The 16188-nt window shown below is 69.1% G+C and carries 15 protein-coding genes; 8 read left to right on the plus strand and 7 right to left on the minus strand.

Annotated elements, in window-relative coordinates; all coding sequences use genetic code 11:
* Positions 1-12: 12 nt before the first annotated feature.
* Entirely contained in the window at positions 13-531 is a 519-nt protein-coding gene (locus ON31_RS24710; RefSeq protein WP_051037729.1) for a nuclear transport factor 2 family protein, read from the minus strand.
* Between the two features lie 122 nt (positions 532-653).
* Positions 654-1532, minus strand: coding sequence for an Abi-alpha family protein (locus ON31_RS35810; protein WP_081592701.1), 879 nt, complete (start codon positions 1530-1532; stop codon positions 654-656).
* A gap of 361 nt (positions 1533-1893) precedes the next feature.
* On the opposite strand from ON31_RS35810, the gene ON31_RS24720 reads away from it, so the two are divergent.
* Together ON31_RS24720 and ON31_RS24725 are read left to right on the plus strand one after the other, a co-directional pair.
* On the plus strand, positions 1894-3234 hold the full coding sequence (locus tag ON31_RS24720; protein WP_051037702.1) for a DUF445 domain-containing protein: 1341 nt from the start codon (positions 1894-1896) through the stop codon (positions 3232-3234).
* The gene (locus ON31_RS24725) at positions 3225-4058 is read left to right on the plus strand and encodes an Abi-alpha family protein (RefSeq protein ID WP_081592702.1); all 834 of its coding nucleotides are present in this window, start codon (positions 3225-3227) and stop codon (positions 4056-4058) included. The genes ON31_RS24720 and ON31_RS24725 overlap by 10 nt, the downstream gene beginning before the upstream one ends.
* A gap of 193 nt (positions 4059-4251) precedes the next feature.
* Here ON31_RS24725 and ON31_RS24730 read toward each other — a convergent pair whose 3' ends face one another.
* The 3 genes from ON31_RS24730 to ON31_RS24740 form a co-directional block, all read right to left on the minus strand.
* Entirely contained in the window at positions 4252-6066 is a 1815-nt protein-coding gene (locus tag ON31_RS24730) for an ABC-F family ATP-binding cassette domain-containing protein (RefSeq protein ID WP_039817104.1), read from the minus strand.
* 109 nt (positions 6067-6175) lie between these two features.
* Entirely contained in the window at positions 6176-7108 is a 933-nt protein-coding gene (locus ON31_RS24735) for a 4-(cytidine 5'-diphospho)-2-C-methyl-D-erythritol kinase (protein WP_039817105.1), read from the minus strand.
* 133 nt (positions 7109-7241) lie between these two features.
* Positions 7242-7994 carry an SDR family oxidoreductase gene (locus tag ON31_RS24740; protein ID WP_039817230.1) on the minus strand — a complete coding sequence of 251 codons (753 nt, stop codon included), beginning with the start codon at positions 7992-7994 and terminating at the stop codon, positions 7242-7244.
* A gap of 74 nt (positions 7995-8068) precedes the next feature.
* Between ON31_RS24740 and ON31_RS24745 the strand changes: the two genes are divergently transcribed.
* The 5 genes from ON31_RS24745 to ON31_RS36920 all read left to right on the plus strand — a co-directional run bounded on the left by ON31_RS24745 (position 8069) and on the right by ON31_RS36920 (position 12854).
* Positions 8069-8674, plus strand: coding sequence for a TetR/AcrR family transcriptional regulator (locus tag ON31_RS24745; protein WP_039817106.1), 606 nt, complete (start codon positions 8069-8071; stop codon positions 8672-8674).
* Positions 8675-8776: 102 nt separating this feature from the next.
* Positions 8777-8983, plus strand: coding sequence for a heavy-metal-associated domain-containing protein (locus tag ON31_RS24750; RefSeq protein ID WP_039817231.1), 207 nt, complete (start codon positions 8777-8779; stop codon positions 8981-8983).
* A 1-nt stretch (position 8984) separates the two neighbouring features.
* Positions 8985-9881 (plus strand): DUF8832 domain-containing protein, encoded by an 897-nt coding sequence (locus tag ON31_RS24755; protein ID WP_039817107.1) that lies wholly within the window; start codon positions 8985-8987, stop codon positions 9879-9881.
* Complete coding sequence (locus tag ON31_RS24760; RefSeq protein WP_051037703.1) at positions 9881-12118, plus strand: heavy metal translocating P-type ATPase; 2238 nt, start codon at positions 9881-9883, stop codon at positions 12116-12118. The genes ON31_RS24755 and ON31_RS24760 overlap by 1 nt, the downstream gene beginning before the upstream one ends.
* A gap of 217 nt (positions 12119-12335) precedes the next feature.
* Positions 12336-12854, plus strand: coding sequence for an LpqN/LpqT family lipoprotein (locus ON31_RS36920; protein ID WP_039817109.1), 519 nt, complete (start codon positions 12336-12338; stop codon positions 12852-12854).
* A 288-nt stretch (positions 12855-13142) separates the two neighbouring features.
* Here ON31_RS36920 and rsmA read toward each other — a convergent pair whose 3' ends face one another.
* Together rsmA and ON31_RS24775 are read right to left on the minus strand one after the other, a co-directional pair.
* Positions 13143-14021, minus strand: a complete 879-nt coding sequence (gene rsmA, locus ON31_RS24770) for a 16S rRNA (adenine(1518)-N(6)/adenine(1519)-N(6))-dimethyltransferase RsmA (RefSeq protein WP_039817110.1) — start codon at positions 14019-14021, stop codon at positions 13143-13145.
* A gap of 76 nt (positions 14022-14097) precedes the next feature.
* Positions 14098-15258: an alpha/beta fold hydrolase gene (locus tag ON31_RS24775; protein ID WP_039817232.1), complete on the minus strand. Its 1161-nt coding sequence runs from the start codon at positions 15256-15258 to the stop codon at positions 14098-14100.
* A 138-nt stretch (positions 15259-15396) separates the two neighbouring features.
* Here ON31_RS24775 and ON31_RS24780 point away from each other — a divergent pair, with 138 nt between their 5' ends.
* A complete protein-coding gene (locus tag ON31_RS24780) occupies positions 15397-16164 on the plus strand; it encodes an SDR family NAD(P)-dependent oxidoreductase (protein WP_039817111.1) in 768 nt (255 codons plus the stop codon).
* Positions 16165-16188 lie beyond the last annotated feature (24 nt).

A 16188-nucleotide genomic window follows, 5' to 3' on the forward strand; every position in this document is an offset into this window, starting at 1 on the left:
ACGGCAGGCCGCTCAGCCCATGGTCGCTTCGGGTGGACTGGGCTCGGTACGGTTGGCATCCGCGGGTTCGCGGGCGATGAGCCCCCAGCGGCTGGAGGTGAGTCGCAGACTGGGCAGATCGGACAGCGACAGCACCACCTCGTAGGTGCGTTCGTAGCCGGTGTGCGCGATCCGCCAGACCCCGTCGTCGCACTTCACGTACTTGTCGGTGTAGAAGGCCGCCCCGCGTAGCAGCATATTGTGGCCGGGAATGAGCACCGTGTCGGCCAGGTACCAGGTGCCGGTGGCGGTATCGCCGTCGACGTCGATCTCCGGGTGGTCGCAGCGGTGTTCGGTGATGACGTGTGGTCCGAGCGTGTTCCGCATGAAGGCGAGGAAGGCGTCGCGGGACTCGAATTGCAGGTACTCGCTGTAGGTGGCGGTCGCCTCCGGGACCATGGTGTCGGCGAACTCGTCCCACGCCTTGGTGTCCAGGGCGCGCAGGTAGCGGAACTTCAGCCGGCTGATCGCGGCGACGGCATCGGCGTCCATACCTCCCACAATCCCATCAGGGATACGGGATTCTCGCCGATTGGCGCAGATCTGTACCGATTCGCTATCGCCCCGGCATCCCAGCGGTATCGAATGCCGGATCGGCGGTTACGAGTCGATGCTTACGAGTCGATGCTGAAGCAGGTGTGGCAGAAGTCCTCGCCGAACTCGGTCAGCCGCAGACTCTTCCGCACGATCTTGGGCACCCGACCGGCCTGCTTCAGGGCCGCTTCCACCACCGGCTGCACCTCGAGCACCATGTAGCGGCTCAGCACCACCGGATCGTCGGAGGTCATGGTCAGACCCAGCCGGTTCAGGTTGATCAGATAGAGGCGCGACCGGTCCGGATAGCGCACGCCCGCCTGCTCGGGCACCGAGGTCAGATCGCCCGCGACCAGCTCCGAACCGATGCCGAGCGGCCGGTTGGTGCGCACGTCCACCGACGGCTGCGGGCCGTTCAAGGCCATGAACCGCAGGATGCGCGCCTCGTCGGGGGCCAGCTCGTCCAGGATGCGGTCGTAGGCCGGATGCACGTCCTCGGTAAAGTACACATCCGCCGAGCGCGCCAGCAGCGCGTCGCCGCGGCGGCGCAGATCCTCCGCGCTGGCCGAGCGGATGAGGCTGCCGTTGACCGGCAGCGCCTGCTGCGCCGGGCCCACGGGCGTGGGCACATAGCTGACGATCTCGCGCACCGACCCCTCGGTGACGCCGAGCGCGCTGCGCGCGATGGACCGCAGCGCCGCCCCGGTCCGTTCGGCGATATCGGCCGACGACTCGCCGTCCAACGCTGCCTGAGTGAGCTGCTTGGTGATCTCGAACGAGGTGTCGACCGCCCACTGCCCGCTGCGCACCGCGGTGCCGACGGCGAGCCCGGCGGCCCGGAACGCCCCGCGGATCAGCCGGGCCTCATTGCTGATCTGCCGCTGTTCCACATCCGAGCTGCGCTCCACGGCACGGGAACCCGGACGGACCACCGCGTGCCCGGTCCTGTCGTCTGCCACGTCTACTCCGAAGTTCGCCAGGTGAACGAAACCGTTCACAGATTATGCCGCCGACAGACCCCAGGCACGGTGAACCGGTCAGCCATGCGAAGGCTACCCCGTCCTCGCCCGGCGACACCCGCCCAACATGACCCCCGACACCGTCAACCGAATGGGATATGGCTGTGGTCCCCGCCATTGTGGCGGCAGTGTCCGCGCGACGACACATCGGGGTGGGTCTTTGTGACCGAGATCTCGGAGCGCGCGAACCGCGAGTGGACCGGCTACCTGAATCGACAGTAAGGTCCGACTGCCGACGGGGTGCTAACTTGAGCGTGCCGGTACAGCGGCTCGTACCGGTAGGGGTCGGCAGGAGGGTGTCGTGCTAGAGAGTGTTTTCGGAATCCACCCGACCATTCTGCTGGAGATCATTACTATTCCGTTGTTCACGGGGGTCATCGGCTACATCACCAACTGGACCGGTGTGCTGATGCTGTTCAAACCGCTCAACTTCCACGGCATCCGGATGCCCGGGTTGGCGGCGTTGTTTCCGTACCTGCCCAAGCGAATTCAGGTGCTGCCGCTGCTGCAGTACGACGGGCGGATGGGCTGGCAGGGGATCGTTCCGTCACGTGCGGACAAGATGGCGTCCATCGCGGTGGACAAGGGGTTGGCCAAACTCGGGAGCGTCGCGGACTTCTATCGGGAACTGGAACCCGACAAACTGGCTGAACATCTGACCGAAATAGCGGAACTTCAGATCCGCGACATCGTTGAAGAGATCTTGAAGCGGGAACATCCGCAACTCTGGTACAACCTGCCCACGCAGGTTCGGGAGCTGATTCACGAACGCGTCCGGCAGCAGCTGCCCGAGATTCTGCGGGAGCTCACCGATGAACTCGGCGCCAACATCGATCAACTGCTCGATGTCAAGCAGATGGTGATTCGCTACTTCCAAGCGCGGCCGCAGTTGCTGAACAGTGTTTTCCAGGTGCTGGGCGCCAAGGAACTGCGGTTCATGCAGAATTTCGGCTTCTACTTCGGCGCACCCATGGGCCTGGTCCTGGTCGCCATCCTGCAGACCGGTCGGATCTACGAGATCGGCTGGCTGAACACCTGGGTGGTGCTCCCCATCGGCGGCGTCATCATCGGCTGGGTGGTGAACTGGGTGGGCATCAACCTGATCTTCGAACCCGCCTACCCGAAGTGGTGGTGCCCGTGGCGACAGGGCCTGCTGATCAAGCGACAGCCCGAGATCACCGAGGGTTATGCGGAATTGGTATCGCGGGAGATCATGACCGTGGCCAATATCGGTGACGAGCTGCTCAACGGCCCGCGCTCGGACCGGACCGTGCAGATGCTGGAGGACATGCTGCGCCCGGCCGCCGACCGGGCGCTCGGTCCGGCCAAGGGCGCGGTCAAGTTCATGCTCGGCAGTCGCGAGTACGACACCCTCCAGTCGACCCTCACCGCCGAGGCCACACGCATCGCGCCCATCGCCTTCGCCGACCCGTCGTTCAATGTGCAACAGGGCAAACAGGTCTCGGAGTACATCGCCAAACAAATGTCGGCGCTGAGCCCGCCCGAGTTCGTGGACATGCTGCGATCGGCCATCAAACAAGACGAATGGCTTTTGTTCGTCCATGGCGGCGCGCTCGGGCTGCTCGCGGGCTACGCTCACATCCTGGTCTTCGGAACAGGAGTAGCGACCACATGGATCTGAGCGAATCCGATGCGGACGGCGACGATCGGGAGTACTCGACCGAACTCGCCGTACGACCGACACCTCCCGTACCGGTCGTGCCCGAACCCGAGCGCACCAGCACCGTGCGCACCACCACCGGCGTCGTGCGGGTGGCGTGGTCGGCGCTGACGGAGGTGACGGCCTGGGGCGTCGGCACCGCGCTCGGCGTCACCGGAACCGTGCTGCGCGGCAGCATGTCCGGGCACCCGCCCCGCACGATCCTGACCGAAGCCGGTGCGCAGGTGCGGGATTCGCTACGGCAGGCGCTCGGGGTGCATCCCACGCCCGGGCCGGAGCCGGTGCCCGATACCGCCACGGTCACCGCCCTGCGGGCGCGCGGAGCCGAACTCCTACGGCAGTCGGCCGACCTGCACGGGGCGGAGGAGAGCCATCCCGCCTACGCCCGCATCCTCGGTGAGCTGGCCCCCGACGAGGCCCGGATAGTTCGATTCCTCTACCTGGACGGGCCGCAGCCCGCCATGGACATCCGCGTCAGTCGCACCGCCGGCACCCGCGGCGGCTGGTTCAACCTGCTCGGTGAGGACGCGGGCCTGCGCTACCCCAACCGCACCGACGAATACCTCACCAATCTGCGCCGCCTGGGCCTGATCGACCTGGGCCGCGAACCGCTCGGCAATCCCAACCGGTACCAGCTGCTGGAGGCCCTGCCCGAGGCGCGAAAGCTGCTGAAGCGGACCGGTTTCGGAACCAAGGTCCTCTACCGCACCATCGAACTCACCAGCTTCGGCGGCGGCTTCGTGCGCACCTGCCTCCCGATCCCCAGCCTGGATCAGGCGCTGTAGGTCGCCACCGAAAGCCCGCCACGGTTCCGCCGCCACCCCACCGTCGTTCGCGGCAGCAGCCGACCGGAGCGGCCCACGGCGACATTGCCAAGCGGCTGCCGGTATCTGGCAGACGCTCGAAGGCCACCGCCCGCGGTCGCCACCGATGAGCGGCCAGGGGGATCGGCTGCCTCAGGCGGGGTGATCGGCTGGCTCAGGCGTTGTCGGCCAGTTCGAGCCAGCGTTCCTCCGCCGCGTCCTTCTCCGCCTGCACCTGCTTCAGCTCGCCGCCGAGGGTGATGAGCTTGTCCGGGTCGGTGGCCGCCTCGGCGAGGGCGGTGTGCAGCTTCTGCTCGCGTTCGGTGAGCTTCTCGATGGAGCGTTCCAGTTTGGCGAGTTCCTTGCGGGCGGCGCGGTAGGCGGCCGAATCCGTGGTCGGAGCGGCGGTATTCGCCTGGGCTGCGGCGGGTTTGGCGGGGGCGTTCCTGGCCTCGATCAGGGCGGCGCGCTTGCGCAGGTACTCCTCGATGCCGCCGGGCAGATTGGTGAGCTTGCCGTCGCCGAACAGCGCCCAGGTGGAATCGCAGATGCGCTCGATCAGGTAGCGGTCGTGGGAGATCACCACCAGGGTGCCCGGCCAGTTGTCGAGCAGGTCCTCCAACTGCTGGAGGGTGTCGATATCGAGGTCGTTGGTGGGCTCGTCGAGCAGCAGCACATTCGGTTCGCTCATCAGAATGCGGGTGAGCTGCAATCGACGCCGCTCACCGCCGGAGAGGTCGCCGACCGGGGTGCGCTGTTTGGCCGGGGTGAAGCCCAGCCGCTCGGCCAGCTGACCGGCCGAGATCTCCTTGTCACCCAGCATCATTCGCTGCGCGACATCCTGAACCGCCTCCAGCACCCGCATATCCAGCGGCAGGTCGTCGAGTTCCTGTCGCAGCCAGCCGATGCGGACGGTCTGCCCCTGAATCCGCTTACCCGCCTTCGGGTCCGCGTCACCGGCCAGGGCGCGCAGTAGCGTGGTCTTGCCGGAGCCGTTCACGCCGACCAGGCCCACCCGCTCGCCGGGCGCGAGCCGCCAGGTCAGATCGCGCACCAGCTCCCGATCGTCGGGGGTGGCGAGGGTGACGTCCTCGAGTTCGATCACGACGCGGCCCAGGCGTTTACGCGCGAAGGAGGCCAGTTCGACGGTGTCGCGCGGCGGCGGCACATCGGCGATCAGCGCCTCGGCGGCCTCCACCCGGTAGCGCGGTTTGGAGGTGCGCGCCTGCGGGCCGCGCCGCAGCCACGCCAGTTCCTTGCGGGCCAGATTCTGCCGCCGCGCCTCGGCCGCGTCGGCCTGCCGGGCCCGTTCGGCGCGCGCGAAGATCCAGTCGTTGTAGCCGCCCTCGTAGGTCTCCACCTTACCGCCCACCACCTCCCAGGTGCGGGTGGCGACGGTGTCGAGGAACCAGCGGTCGTGGGTGACGACCACGAGCGCGCTACGCCGGGCCAGCAGATGCCGGGCCAGCCACTGCACGCCCTCCACGTCGAGGTGGTTGGTGGGCTCGTCCAGCACCAGCAGATCGAGATCGCGCACCAGCGCGGCGGCCAGCGCGACCCGGCGGCGTTCGCCGCCGGAGAGGTTCGTGACGAGCGTGTCCATGCCCAGGTCGGCGATGCCGATGCCCTCGACCACCGAGCGAATCCGCGGATCGGACGCCCACTCGTGTTCGGCCACCCCGTCGGACCCACCCGCCGCCAGCTGATCCTCGGCCAAGCCCGCGAGCACCACCTCGCCGACCGTCGCCCCATCCGGCAGCACACCGCGCTGCGTGACCACCGCCATGCGCAGCCCGCCCATACGGCTCACCCGGCCTTTGTCGGGCTCCTCGATACCGGTCAGCACCTCCAGCAGGGTGGTCTTACCCCCGCCGTTCAGGCCCACGACCCCGATCCGGTCCCCCTCGTGGATACCGAGCGAGACATCGTCGAGCAGCGGCTTGATGCCGAAGCTCTTGCCGACCTGTTCCAAGTTGATCAGGTTAACCATGAATCCTTCTGGGTCGTACGGCGCTGTGTGCCGAGAGGTGGCGTTTGCCGTCAGCCAGCGTACCGAGACCAGGCCGTGCGGCTGCGATCCGTGGTTCGGCAGCCGACGATCAGCCTCGGCCCGCCGCTTCGCCGATGACGCGCGCGCCGGGCACCGGGCCGGTGGCGGTGCGGACGCTGCGGCACACGCCCGCGCCCGAGAGTTCGGCGGCGACCGCCACCGCGACCTCCTCGCTCTCGCAGAGGAAGGCGCAGGTCGGGCCGGAGCCGGAGACGATGCCCGCGAGCGCGCCCGCAGCCACGCCACCGCGCAGGGTCCGGCGTAGCTCCGGTTTCAGCGACAGCGCCGCGGCCTGCAGGTCGTTGCCGAGCAGCGGTGCGAGTTGATGCGGATCGCCGGAGGCCAATGCCTGCAGCAGCGCCTCGGGGCTGTCCAGCCGGGGCGGGTCGCCGACCTCGCGCAGCCGGTCCAGCTCACGGAAGACCGCAGGCGTCGACAGGCCGCCCTTCGCCAGCGCCAACACCCAGTGAAAGCTGTTGCGGGACAGCACCGGAAGCAGCTTCTCGCCGCGCCCGCGCCCCAGGGCGGTGCCGCCGTGCAGCGCGAACGGCACATCGCTGCCCAGTTCCGCGGCGATGTCCAGCAGCTGTTCGCGGCCGAGCCCCAGCTCCCACAGGTCGTTGAGGCCCACCAGCGCGGCCGCGGCGTCGGCGCTGCCCCCGGCCATCCCGCCCGCGACCGGAATGCCCTTGTCGATGGCGATTTCCACCAGCGGCGCGCGGCCGTCCAGATGTGCCAGCCGGACCGCCGCCTTCCACACCAGATTGGTGCGGTCGGTCGGCACCTCGGCCGCGCCCTCCCCCGTCACCTTCACCGCCAGCGAGCCCGCCGGAGCCAGGCGCACATCGTCGCTCAGCGACAGCGCCTGGAAAACCGTGGTGAGGTCGTGGTATCCGTCGTCGCGCAGATCGCCCACCCCGAGGTGCAGATTCACCTTCGACGGGGCGCGCACGACCACGGGACCGGGTACGACAGACAGCACGGGCCAAGCCTAGTGCGCACCGGCCGCCGATAACGAACGGCGGCACAGCCCGCCGGACATCGCGCCGACGCACCGTGCCGCCGTCACCGGATCGGCGGAAGTACCACCCACCGGCCGATCCGGGGCCTTCGGACTACAGCAGCGCGCCGCCGGTGGCGTCGATCCACTGGCCGGTCACCCAGCGGGAGTCGGCCGAGGCCAGGAAGCCGACCACATCGGCGATATCCGCGGGCTGCCCGACCCGCCGCAGCGGCGACATGGCCGCCACGTTCGCCTGGGCCGCGTCGTTGCGCAGCCAGGCGGCGTTCATATCGGTGTCGACGATGCCGGGCGCGACCGCGTTGACGGTGATGCCGCGTGGTCCGACCTCCTTGGCGAGGATGGCGGTGAACGCGTCCAGCGCACCCTTGGTCATGGTGTAGGCGATCAGCTCGGGCATGCGGGCACCGTGCGTGAGCCCGGTGGAGATATTGACGATGCGACCGCCGTCGCGCATGCGCTCCAGGGCCGCCCGCGTGATGAAGAACGGGGCCTTGGTATTGACCGCGAACGCCCGGTCGAAGGACTGCTCGTCGGTACCCCCGATGGGTTCCCGGATGCCGTCGATGCCCGCGTTGTTCACCAGGATGTCGAGTCCGTCCGCCTGCGCGTCGAAGGCGTCGAACAGGGTGCGCGCGTCTCCGGGCACCCCGAGCGTGGCCTGGATGGCGAAGGCCGAACCGCCCGCCGACTCGATGGCGGCCACGGTCTCCTTCGCGGCGGCCACGTCGCCGTTGTAGTGCACCGCGACCCGTGCCCCGTCGCGGCCGAGTCGTTCCGCGATACCGCGGCCGATGCCGCGGCTGCCGCCGGTCACCAGTGCGGTCTTCCCTGTCAGTGCGCCCATGTGCATGCCTTTCTCTAGCAGTCGCTACAGAAGGAAGATAGCACATTGAATAGCGAGCGCTATAAAATAGATTCATGGCCGCACCGACGCGGGGACGCCCCCGCTCCTTCGATCGAGACGCCGCACTGGACAAGGCGATTCGCCTGTTCTGGCGCAAGGGGTACGAGGCCACCTCCACCCGCGACCTCACCGAGGAGCTCGGCATCGGCGCACCCAGCCTGTACGCCGCCTTCGGCGACAAGCAGCAGCTGTTCACCGAGGCGGTGCACTGCTTCGGCGAGCGTTACGGCGGCTTCGCCATGCGCGCCTTCGCCGAAGCACCCACGGCGCGCGGCGCCGCCGAACGCCTCCTGCGCGAGGCCGCGGCGGCCTACACCGAACCCGGCCGCCCGGCCGGATGCATGGTGATCAGCGCTGGGGCCAACACCACCAACAGCGAGATCGCCGCACTGCTCCGGGATAAGCGCAACCACAACGTGGCCATGCTCGAGGAACGCATCCGGGCCGATGTCACGGCCGGAATACTGCCTGGGGACACCGATCCCGCCGCACTCGCGCGGTACACGGCGGCGGTCTTGCAGGGCATGTCCCAGAGCGCCCGGGACGGCGCGACCGCCGCCGAACTGGACAAAGCCGCGGAACTGGCCATGCGCGCCTGGCCCGAGGAGATCGCGCGCTGAGATTTCCGCCGACGGGCCTTGCTTCGGGTACCCCTTGGGGGTATGTTCATCGGTGTTGGGGATACCCCCACACCGTATGACGAACGCGAGAAGGAGTCTGACATGGCCACCAGCACCTACACCGTCACCGGGATGACCTGCGGCCACTGCGTCGGTTCGGTCCAGAAGGAGATCGGCAAGATCGACGGCGTCACCAATGTCGACGTGGACCTCGCGAGCGGTCTGGTGAAGGTGGAGTCGAACACTCCCCTCGCGGACGCCGACGTCGTGGCCGCCGTCGACGAGGCGGGTTACCAGGTGGCGGGCTGAGATGAACGATCGACTGAGATTCGCCGCGTTCGGCGGCGGACTGGTCGTGCTGTTCGGGGCCGCGCTCGGGATCGGCGCCCTGGTGGGCGACCCGAGCCCGGCCCCCGGGCACGACACCGCGCAGAGCCAGGCGGCCGATGCCGACTCCCTGGGCCTGGCCGACAGCGAATCCGGCTACACCCTCGGTGAGATCAGCGCTCCGAACACGGCGAATCAACCCGGCGTACTGAGCTTCCGGATCACCGGACCGTCCGGAACCGTCACCGCCTACGACGAACAGCACGAGAAGGACCTGCATCTGATCGTGGCCCGCACCGACGCGGGCCAGTTCCGGCACGTGCATCCGGAGCTGGCCGCGGACGGCACCTGGTCCATCGACTGGACCTGGAAGGAACCGGGCACCTATCGGGTGTTCGCCGATTTCGCGCCGACCGGCGGGCCGGGCGGGCTCACCCTGAGCCGGACCGTCACCGTCACCGGGCAGGCCGCACTCCAGCCCCTGCCGCCGCCGTCGCGAACCGCCGAGGTGGACGGGTACCGGGTCACCCTCACCGGTGAGCTGACCACCACCGGAAGCCAGCTGAGCTTCACCGTCACCCGGGACGGCAAGCCGGTCACCGATCTGCGGCCCTATCTGGGCGCGTACGCGCACCTGGTGGCGCTGCGGGCCAGCGACCTCGCCTACCTGCACGTCCATCCGCAGGGTGAGGTCGGCACGACACCGGCCGGACCGGAGGTGGCATTCCACGCGGAAGCGCCGACAGCCGGGGATTACCGTCTGTACCTGGACTTCTCGCACGGCAACGCGGTGCACACCGCCGAATTCACCATTACCGCCACCACCGCCCCCGCACCGGTCGATCCGGTGGGGCACGGAGAACACGAAGGAGGTCACTGATGAGCGCACCCACTACCGAGCGGTCCGTCGAACTCGAGATCGGCGGTATGACCTGCGCCTCGTGCGCCTCCCGCATCGAGAAGCGGCTCAACAAGCTCGAGGGCGTCACCGCGTCGGTGAACTACGCCACCGAGAAGGCGAAGGTCAGCTTCCCGGCGTCGGTGACCGCCGACGACCTCATCGAGCAGGTCACCGAGGCCGGATACACCGCGGCCGTGCACACCACCGAACCGGCGAGAACCGAGGCGGCCGAGGATGATTCCCGTCCCAGCGCCACCGCGGAGCTACGCCACCGGCTGCTGGTGAGCCTGGCGCTCGCACTGCCGGTGGTGGCGATGTCCATGATCCCGGCGCTCCAGTTCGACAACTGGCAGTGGCTCTCGCTCACGCTGACCGCACCCATCGTGGTGTGGGGCGGCGCGCAGTTCCACCGCGCCGCCTGGATGAACGCCCGGCACGCCACCGCCACCATGGACACGCTGATCTCGCTGGGCACCATCGCGGCCTTCAGCTGGTCGGTGTACGCGCTGTTCTTCGGCGACGCGGGCATGCCCGGCATGAAACACCCCTTCACCCTGAGCATTTCGCGCACGGATTCGGCCTCGACGCTGTACTTCGAGGTCGCGGCCGTGCTGATCGTGGCCATTCTGGCGGGCCGGTACTTCGAGACCCGCTCGAAGGAGAAGGCCGGATCGGCGCTGCGCGCCCTGCTCGAAATGGGCGCCAAGGAGGTGTCGGTACTGCGCGGCGGCGTCGAAACCCGCATCCCGGTAGCCGATCTGACGGTCGGCGCGGAATTCCTCGTCCGTCCCGGGGAGAAGGTCGCCACCGACGGCGTGGTGGTGAGCGGCAGTTCGGCCCTCGATATGAGCATGCTGACCGGTGAGTCCGTGCCGGTCGAGGTCGGGCCCGGCGACGAGGTGGTCGGGGCGACGGTGAACGCGGGCGGCATGCTGACCGTGCGCGCCACCCGCGTCGGCGCGGACACCCAGCTGGCGCAGATGGCCAAGCTGGTGGAGGACGCGCAGAACGGCAAGGCGCAGGTGCAGCGGCTCGCCGACCGGGTGGCCGGGGTCTTCGTGCCGATCGTCATCGCCATTTCGGTGGCGACGCTCGGCTTCTGGCTCGGCACCGGGACGGCCACCGCCGCCGCGTTCGGCGCGGCCGTGGCGGTGCTGATCATCGCCTGCCCGTGCGCCCTGGGCCTGGCCACTCCGACGGCGCTGCTGGTCGGCACCGGGCGTGGCGCGCAGCTGGGCATCCTGATCAAGGGCCCGCAGGTGCTGGAATCAACCCGGCGCATCGACACCGTGGTGCTGGACAAGACCGGCACCGTGACCACCGGCAAGATGACGCTGGCGCAGGTGATCCCGGCCGCCGGGCAGGATGCGGACGAACTGCTCGCGGTGGCCGCGGCGGTGGAGCACGGTTCCGAGCACCCGGTCGCCAAGGCCGTGGTGGACGGTGCGGCGGCCAAGGGCCTGACCCCGGATCCGGTGGAGCAGTTCGTCTCCCACGGCGGCAAGGGTGTGCAGGGTCTCGTCGGTGAGCGCGCGGTGGTGATCGGACGCACCGCACTGCTCGAGGATTGGTCGATCACACTGCCGGAGTCGTTGGCGCAGGCCAAGGTTCAGGCCGAGGCCGCCGGGCACACCGCCATCGTGGTGGCTTGGGACGGCACCGCTCGCGGTGTGCTGGTGATCGCCGACGCGATCAAATCCACCAGCGCCGAAGCTATTTCAGACCTGAAGGCACTCGGCCTCACCCCTGTGCTGCTGACCGGCGACAATGCCGCCGCCGCCCGCACGGTGGCGGGCCAGGTGGGCATTGCCGAGGTGATCGCCGAGGTGCTGCCCAGCGACAAGCTGGACGTCGTCAAACGACTTCAGGACGAGGGCAAGGTGGTCGCCATGGTCGGCGACGGCGTCAACGACGCCGCCGCGCTCGCTCAGGCCGATCTCGGTCTGGCCATGGGCACCGGCACCGATGTGGCCATCGAGGCCAGCGACATCACCCTGGTGCGCGGCGACCTGCGCACGGTGGCGGCGGCCATCCGACTGTCCCGGGCCACCCTGGGCACCATCAAGGGCAACCTGTTCTGGGCCTTCGGCTACAACGTCGCGGCCATCCCGCTGGCCGCCGCGGGCATGCTCAACCCCATGCTCGCGGGTGCTGCCATGGCGCTGTCCAGCGTCTTCGTGGTCAGCAACAGCCTGCGTCTGCGCCGCTTCGCCTAGGCGACACGCGAATCGACCGGGTCGGTCGGTACCCGCCCCAGCGGCGGCACCGACCGACCCGGTCGTCGTATGCCCTTGCGTGTCGATCCGATCCACACGGGTCTCGTACCGATCACACGGCCGATCTCGACCCGATCCACCCGGTCGCCGATCGTCGCGCGCCCGTTCATGGCAGACTCCCCTGCGGCCATCCGTAGTCGATCCGAGAGGACCTCTCGTGACCACCCCCACCGGCCCCGATGGGCTGCCCAGCATTGCCGAATACCTCGCATCGGCAGGTGTGCAAGTGGAGTCCGTCGCGCCCGAAGCCCCTGGCGCCCCGCAGATCTCGATTCCGGTGCCGGAGGGGTGGCAGCAGATGAACCCGGCGCAGTTCCCCGGCGCGTACGGGGTGTGGGCGACCGCGCCGGAGGGCGGCTGGGCCGACAACGCCGTGGTGCTGGTCGCGAAGTTCTCCGAACCGATGGACTCGTCCAAACTGCTGGAGTGCGGGTTCACCGATGCGCGGCGGCTGCCGGAGTGGCAGGAGCTCGATACCCACACCGGCGAGTTCAACGGCTTTCCGTCCTCGGCGATCACCGGCACCTATGTGGTCGCGCCGATGACCCTGTGGGCCTACAACCGCTACGTCATCGTCGAGGACCGGTATCTGGTGCAGCTGACCGTCACCACCCGCGCCGACCACGACGGCGCCGACGCGGCGGCCATTGTCGCGGGGCTGGCCGTCTCGGCCTGAAACCGGCGCGGCGGCCCCACCCCAGCGCGGCGGCATCGAGCCCGACGCGGCGACCTCGACCCAGCGCGGCGGTATCCAGCCCGGCGCGCTGCGTGGCGGCCACAGCCCGACCGCACTGCCTCTCAGCGCTGCGCGTCCTGCCCACCTCCGCGCGGTCCGCCCCGAGTTCGTGCGTTCGGCCTCGGCCTCAAGGCGTCACGGCCCAGCCTCACAGCGCCACGACCCAACCTCGGGGGCGTCACGGCTCAGCCGCGAGGCGTTGGCGGATCGGCCCCGTATGATTGCGCCTCAGCCTTGTTCGGCGAGGCGGACGAAAGCGGCGGTGTCGAGCGTTTCGCCGCGTGCGGTGGGCGCGATTCCCGCTGCGACGAGGCGTCTTTCGGCTTCGGCCGGGGAACCCGCCCAGCCCGCCAGGGCGGCGCGCAGCGTCTTGCGGCGCTGCGCGAAGGCCGCGTCCACGACCGCGTAGACCCGCTGCCGGAACTCGGCGTCCTGCGGCCAGGGGGACACGGTGAAGCGGTCGATGCGGACCAGACCGGATTCGACCTGCGGGACCGGCCAGAAGATCTGGCGGCCAACGGTTCCGGCACGGCGGACCGGGCCGAAGAACCCCGCCTTGACGCTGGGGACGCCGTAGACACGACCACCGGGTTCGGCGGCCAGACGTTCGGCCACCTCCAACTGCACCATGACGAGTGCGGTTCGGATACTGGGGAATTCGGCCATCAGCGTCAGCAGCACCGGGACCGCGACGTTGTAGGGCAGATTCGCCACCAGCGCCGTGGGCGCGGCGGGCAGGTCGGCGGCGGTGACCTTCATGGCGTCGGAGAGCACCACGGTCAGTCGGTCGGACAGCTCGGGCGCCCGCGCCGCCACCGTATCGGGCAGGGCGCGGGCGAGCACCGGATCGATCTCCACCGCGATCACCCGATCGACCACATCGAGCAGGGCCAGGGTCAGCGATCCGAGTCCGGGCCCGACCTCGAGCACCACATCCTCGGGACCGACCCCCGCCGTGGTCACGATGCGCCGCATGGTGTTGGCATCGTGCACGAAGTTCTGACCGAGCTGTTTGGTCGGCCGCACCCCGAGCCGTTCGGCCAGCTCCCGCACTTCGGCGGGACCCAGCAGAGCGGCTCGACCACGGGCGATATCGGACTCGGACACGCCAGCAAACGTATCAACCCGGCCGCGCCGAGCCCGCACCTGCCCGCGCGGTGACCGGACCGCGGGCTCGGGTGACCTACGGCAGCGTCGGCGTCGACAGCACGCGGGCCACGAAGCCTTCGATGGCCGCCCACATCTGCGGGTTGAGTTCGGTGTGCTCGCCCATGCCGACAACCGTCGAGTAGTCGACGCCGTTGGCGGTGAACTGCGCGGCCAGGGCGGCGTGCAGCGGGGAGGGGACGACCTTGTCGGTGGCGTTGAGCAGCAACAGGATCGGGGCGTCGTAGCCGCTGGTCGGCACCGCCATGTAGTCGGTGACGGCGGTGCGGAAGCGCTCGTCGGCGAGCGGTCGGGCCAGCATCTCACCCACCGAGATGCCGTCCACGACCTTCATGATGCCGTCGAAGCAGAGCCCGCTCGCGTCATCGAGGACCTGGCGGCCGCGCGGGGTGAGGTAGCTGTTCAGATCGAGTTCGGGACGCGTGTCGCGCAGTCCGGCGAACATGCTCACCACGAAACCGTTGACGGCGGTGCCGAGCTGGCCCGGCACCGCGGGCACGTACGGTCCGACGAACGGCGCGACCTTCTCGATATCCGAAGCTGGATCGACCGCGATGGTGCCGCGGAAGTCCAGGTCCGGCAGCAGCGCCGATTGCAGGTGCGCGGTGCCCAGCGCCGCGTGGCCACCCTGTGAGAAGCCGGTGACCGCCCACGACCGCGACAGATCCGAACGGATCTCGCGCGCCGCCCGCACCAGATCGATGGTGGCGGTTGCCTCGGTGCGCAGTTCCAGGTACGGGTGCGGTCCGGTGTCGAAGCGGCCGAGGCCGAGGAAGTCGGGCGCGACCACGGCGAAACCCTTGTTCACGAAGTACTGGAGGACCGCGTCCTCCTTGGGCCGGCTGAATCGGCTCCCGGCGCTCTGCCCACCGCAGCCGGGCCCGAGTCCGGAGGTGCCGTGGTCGTAGGCCATGATCGGCCAGCCGCCCGCGGGTGGCACGCCCTCCGGAACGATCAGCGCCCCACTGGCTTGCACCGGTTCGCCATTGGAGCGCGTGGTCCAGTAGTCGACGGAGTACCCGTTGGCCATCCCCCGCCATCCGGGTGGCTGCGCCGCCGCCGCGATCGGGGTGCCCGCCGTGGCCGCCTGTGCCGGGGCTCCCGGAACACTCAGCAGCGCACCCGCCGACATCGTGATCGCGGCCAGGACACGTGTCCACCCGCCGAACACTCGCATGCAATCCTCCATCAGGTCCCGACCCGGGAACGACTTTCGAACCGCCATGCAGCCTAATGAACTGAACGACAGTCCAGTCTGAAAATTCTCTGGCAATCCGTCGTTGACCGCGCCTGTAACTTGTTCTAATTTCGGGCGATGGATCGCAGATACGACGGCCGTCGCGTACTCGTCACCGGAGCGGGCTCCGGCATCGGACAGGGCATCGCCCTGCGACTACTGGCCGAGGGCGCGCAGCTGGTCGCCGCCGACATCAACGAGACCGGACTGACCTCCACCGCCGAGGCCGCCCCCGCCGACCAGCGCGATCGGCTGCGCACCCTGACGGTGAACGTGGCCGATCAGGAGTCCACCCGCACCGCCGTGGCCGAGGCGGCCGAATTCCTCGGCGGCCTGGACGTACTCGTGAACGCGGCGGGCATCATGCGCGGCGGGCACACCCACGAACTGCCCCTGGAGACCTGGAACCAGGTGCTCACCGTGAACCTCACCGGCACCTTCCTCATGATCCAGGCGGCCCTGCCGCACCTGCTGGAATCACAGCACGGGGTGGTGGTGAACTTCTCCTCCACCAGCGCGTTCGGCGCGGCCCCGTATATGGCCGCGTACGCCGCGTCCAAGGCCGGGGTGAACGCACTCACCCACTCCATCGCGCTCGAGTACTCGAAAAAGGGTCTGCGCGCGGTGAATATCGTGCCCGGCGGCATCAGCACCGCCATCACCTCGAACCTCGACATTCCCGCCGACGCGGACTGGACGCTGATGGCCCGACTGCCCGGCTGGCTGGAGGGCGGTGCGCTGGGCAAGCCCGAGGACATCGCGGGCGTGGTGGCCATGGTGGCCTCCGAGGACGGCCGCTATATGACGGGCACCGAACTCCGCGTGGACGGCGGCGCGCTCATGTAGCGGCCGGCGACCCGAGCGGGCCAT

Source organism: Nocardia otitidiscaviarum NBRC 14405 (assembly GCF_000308635.1).
GTDB classification, from domain to species: Bacteria; Actinomycetota; Actinomycetes; order Mycobacteriales; family Mycobacteriaceae; genus Nocardia; species Nocardia otitidiscaviarum.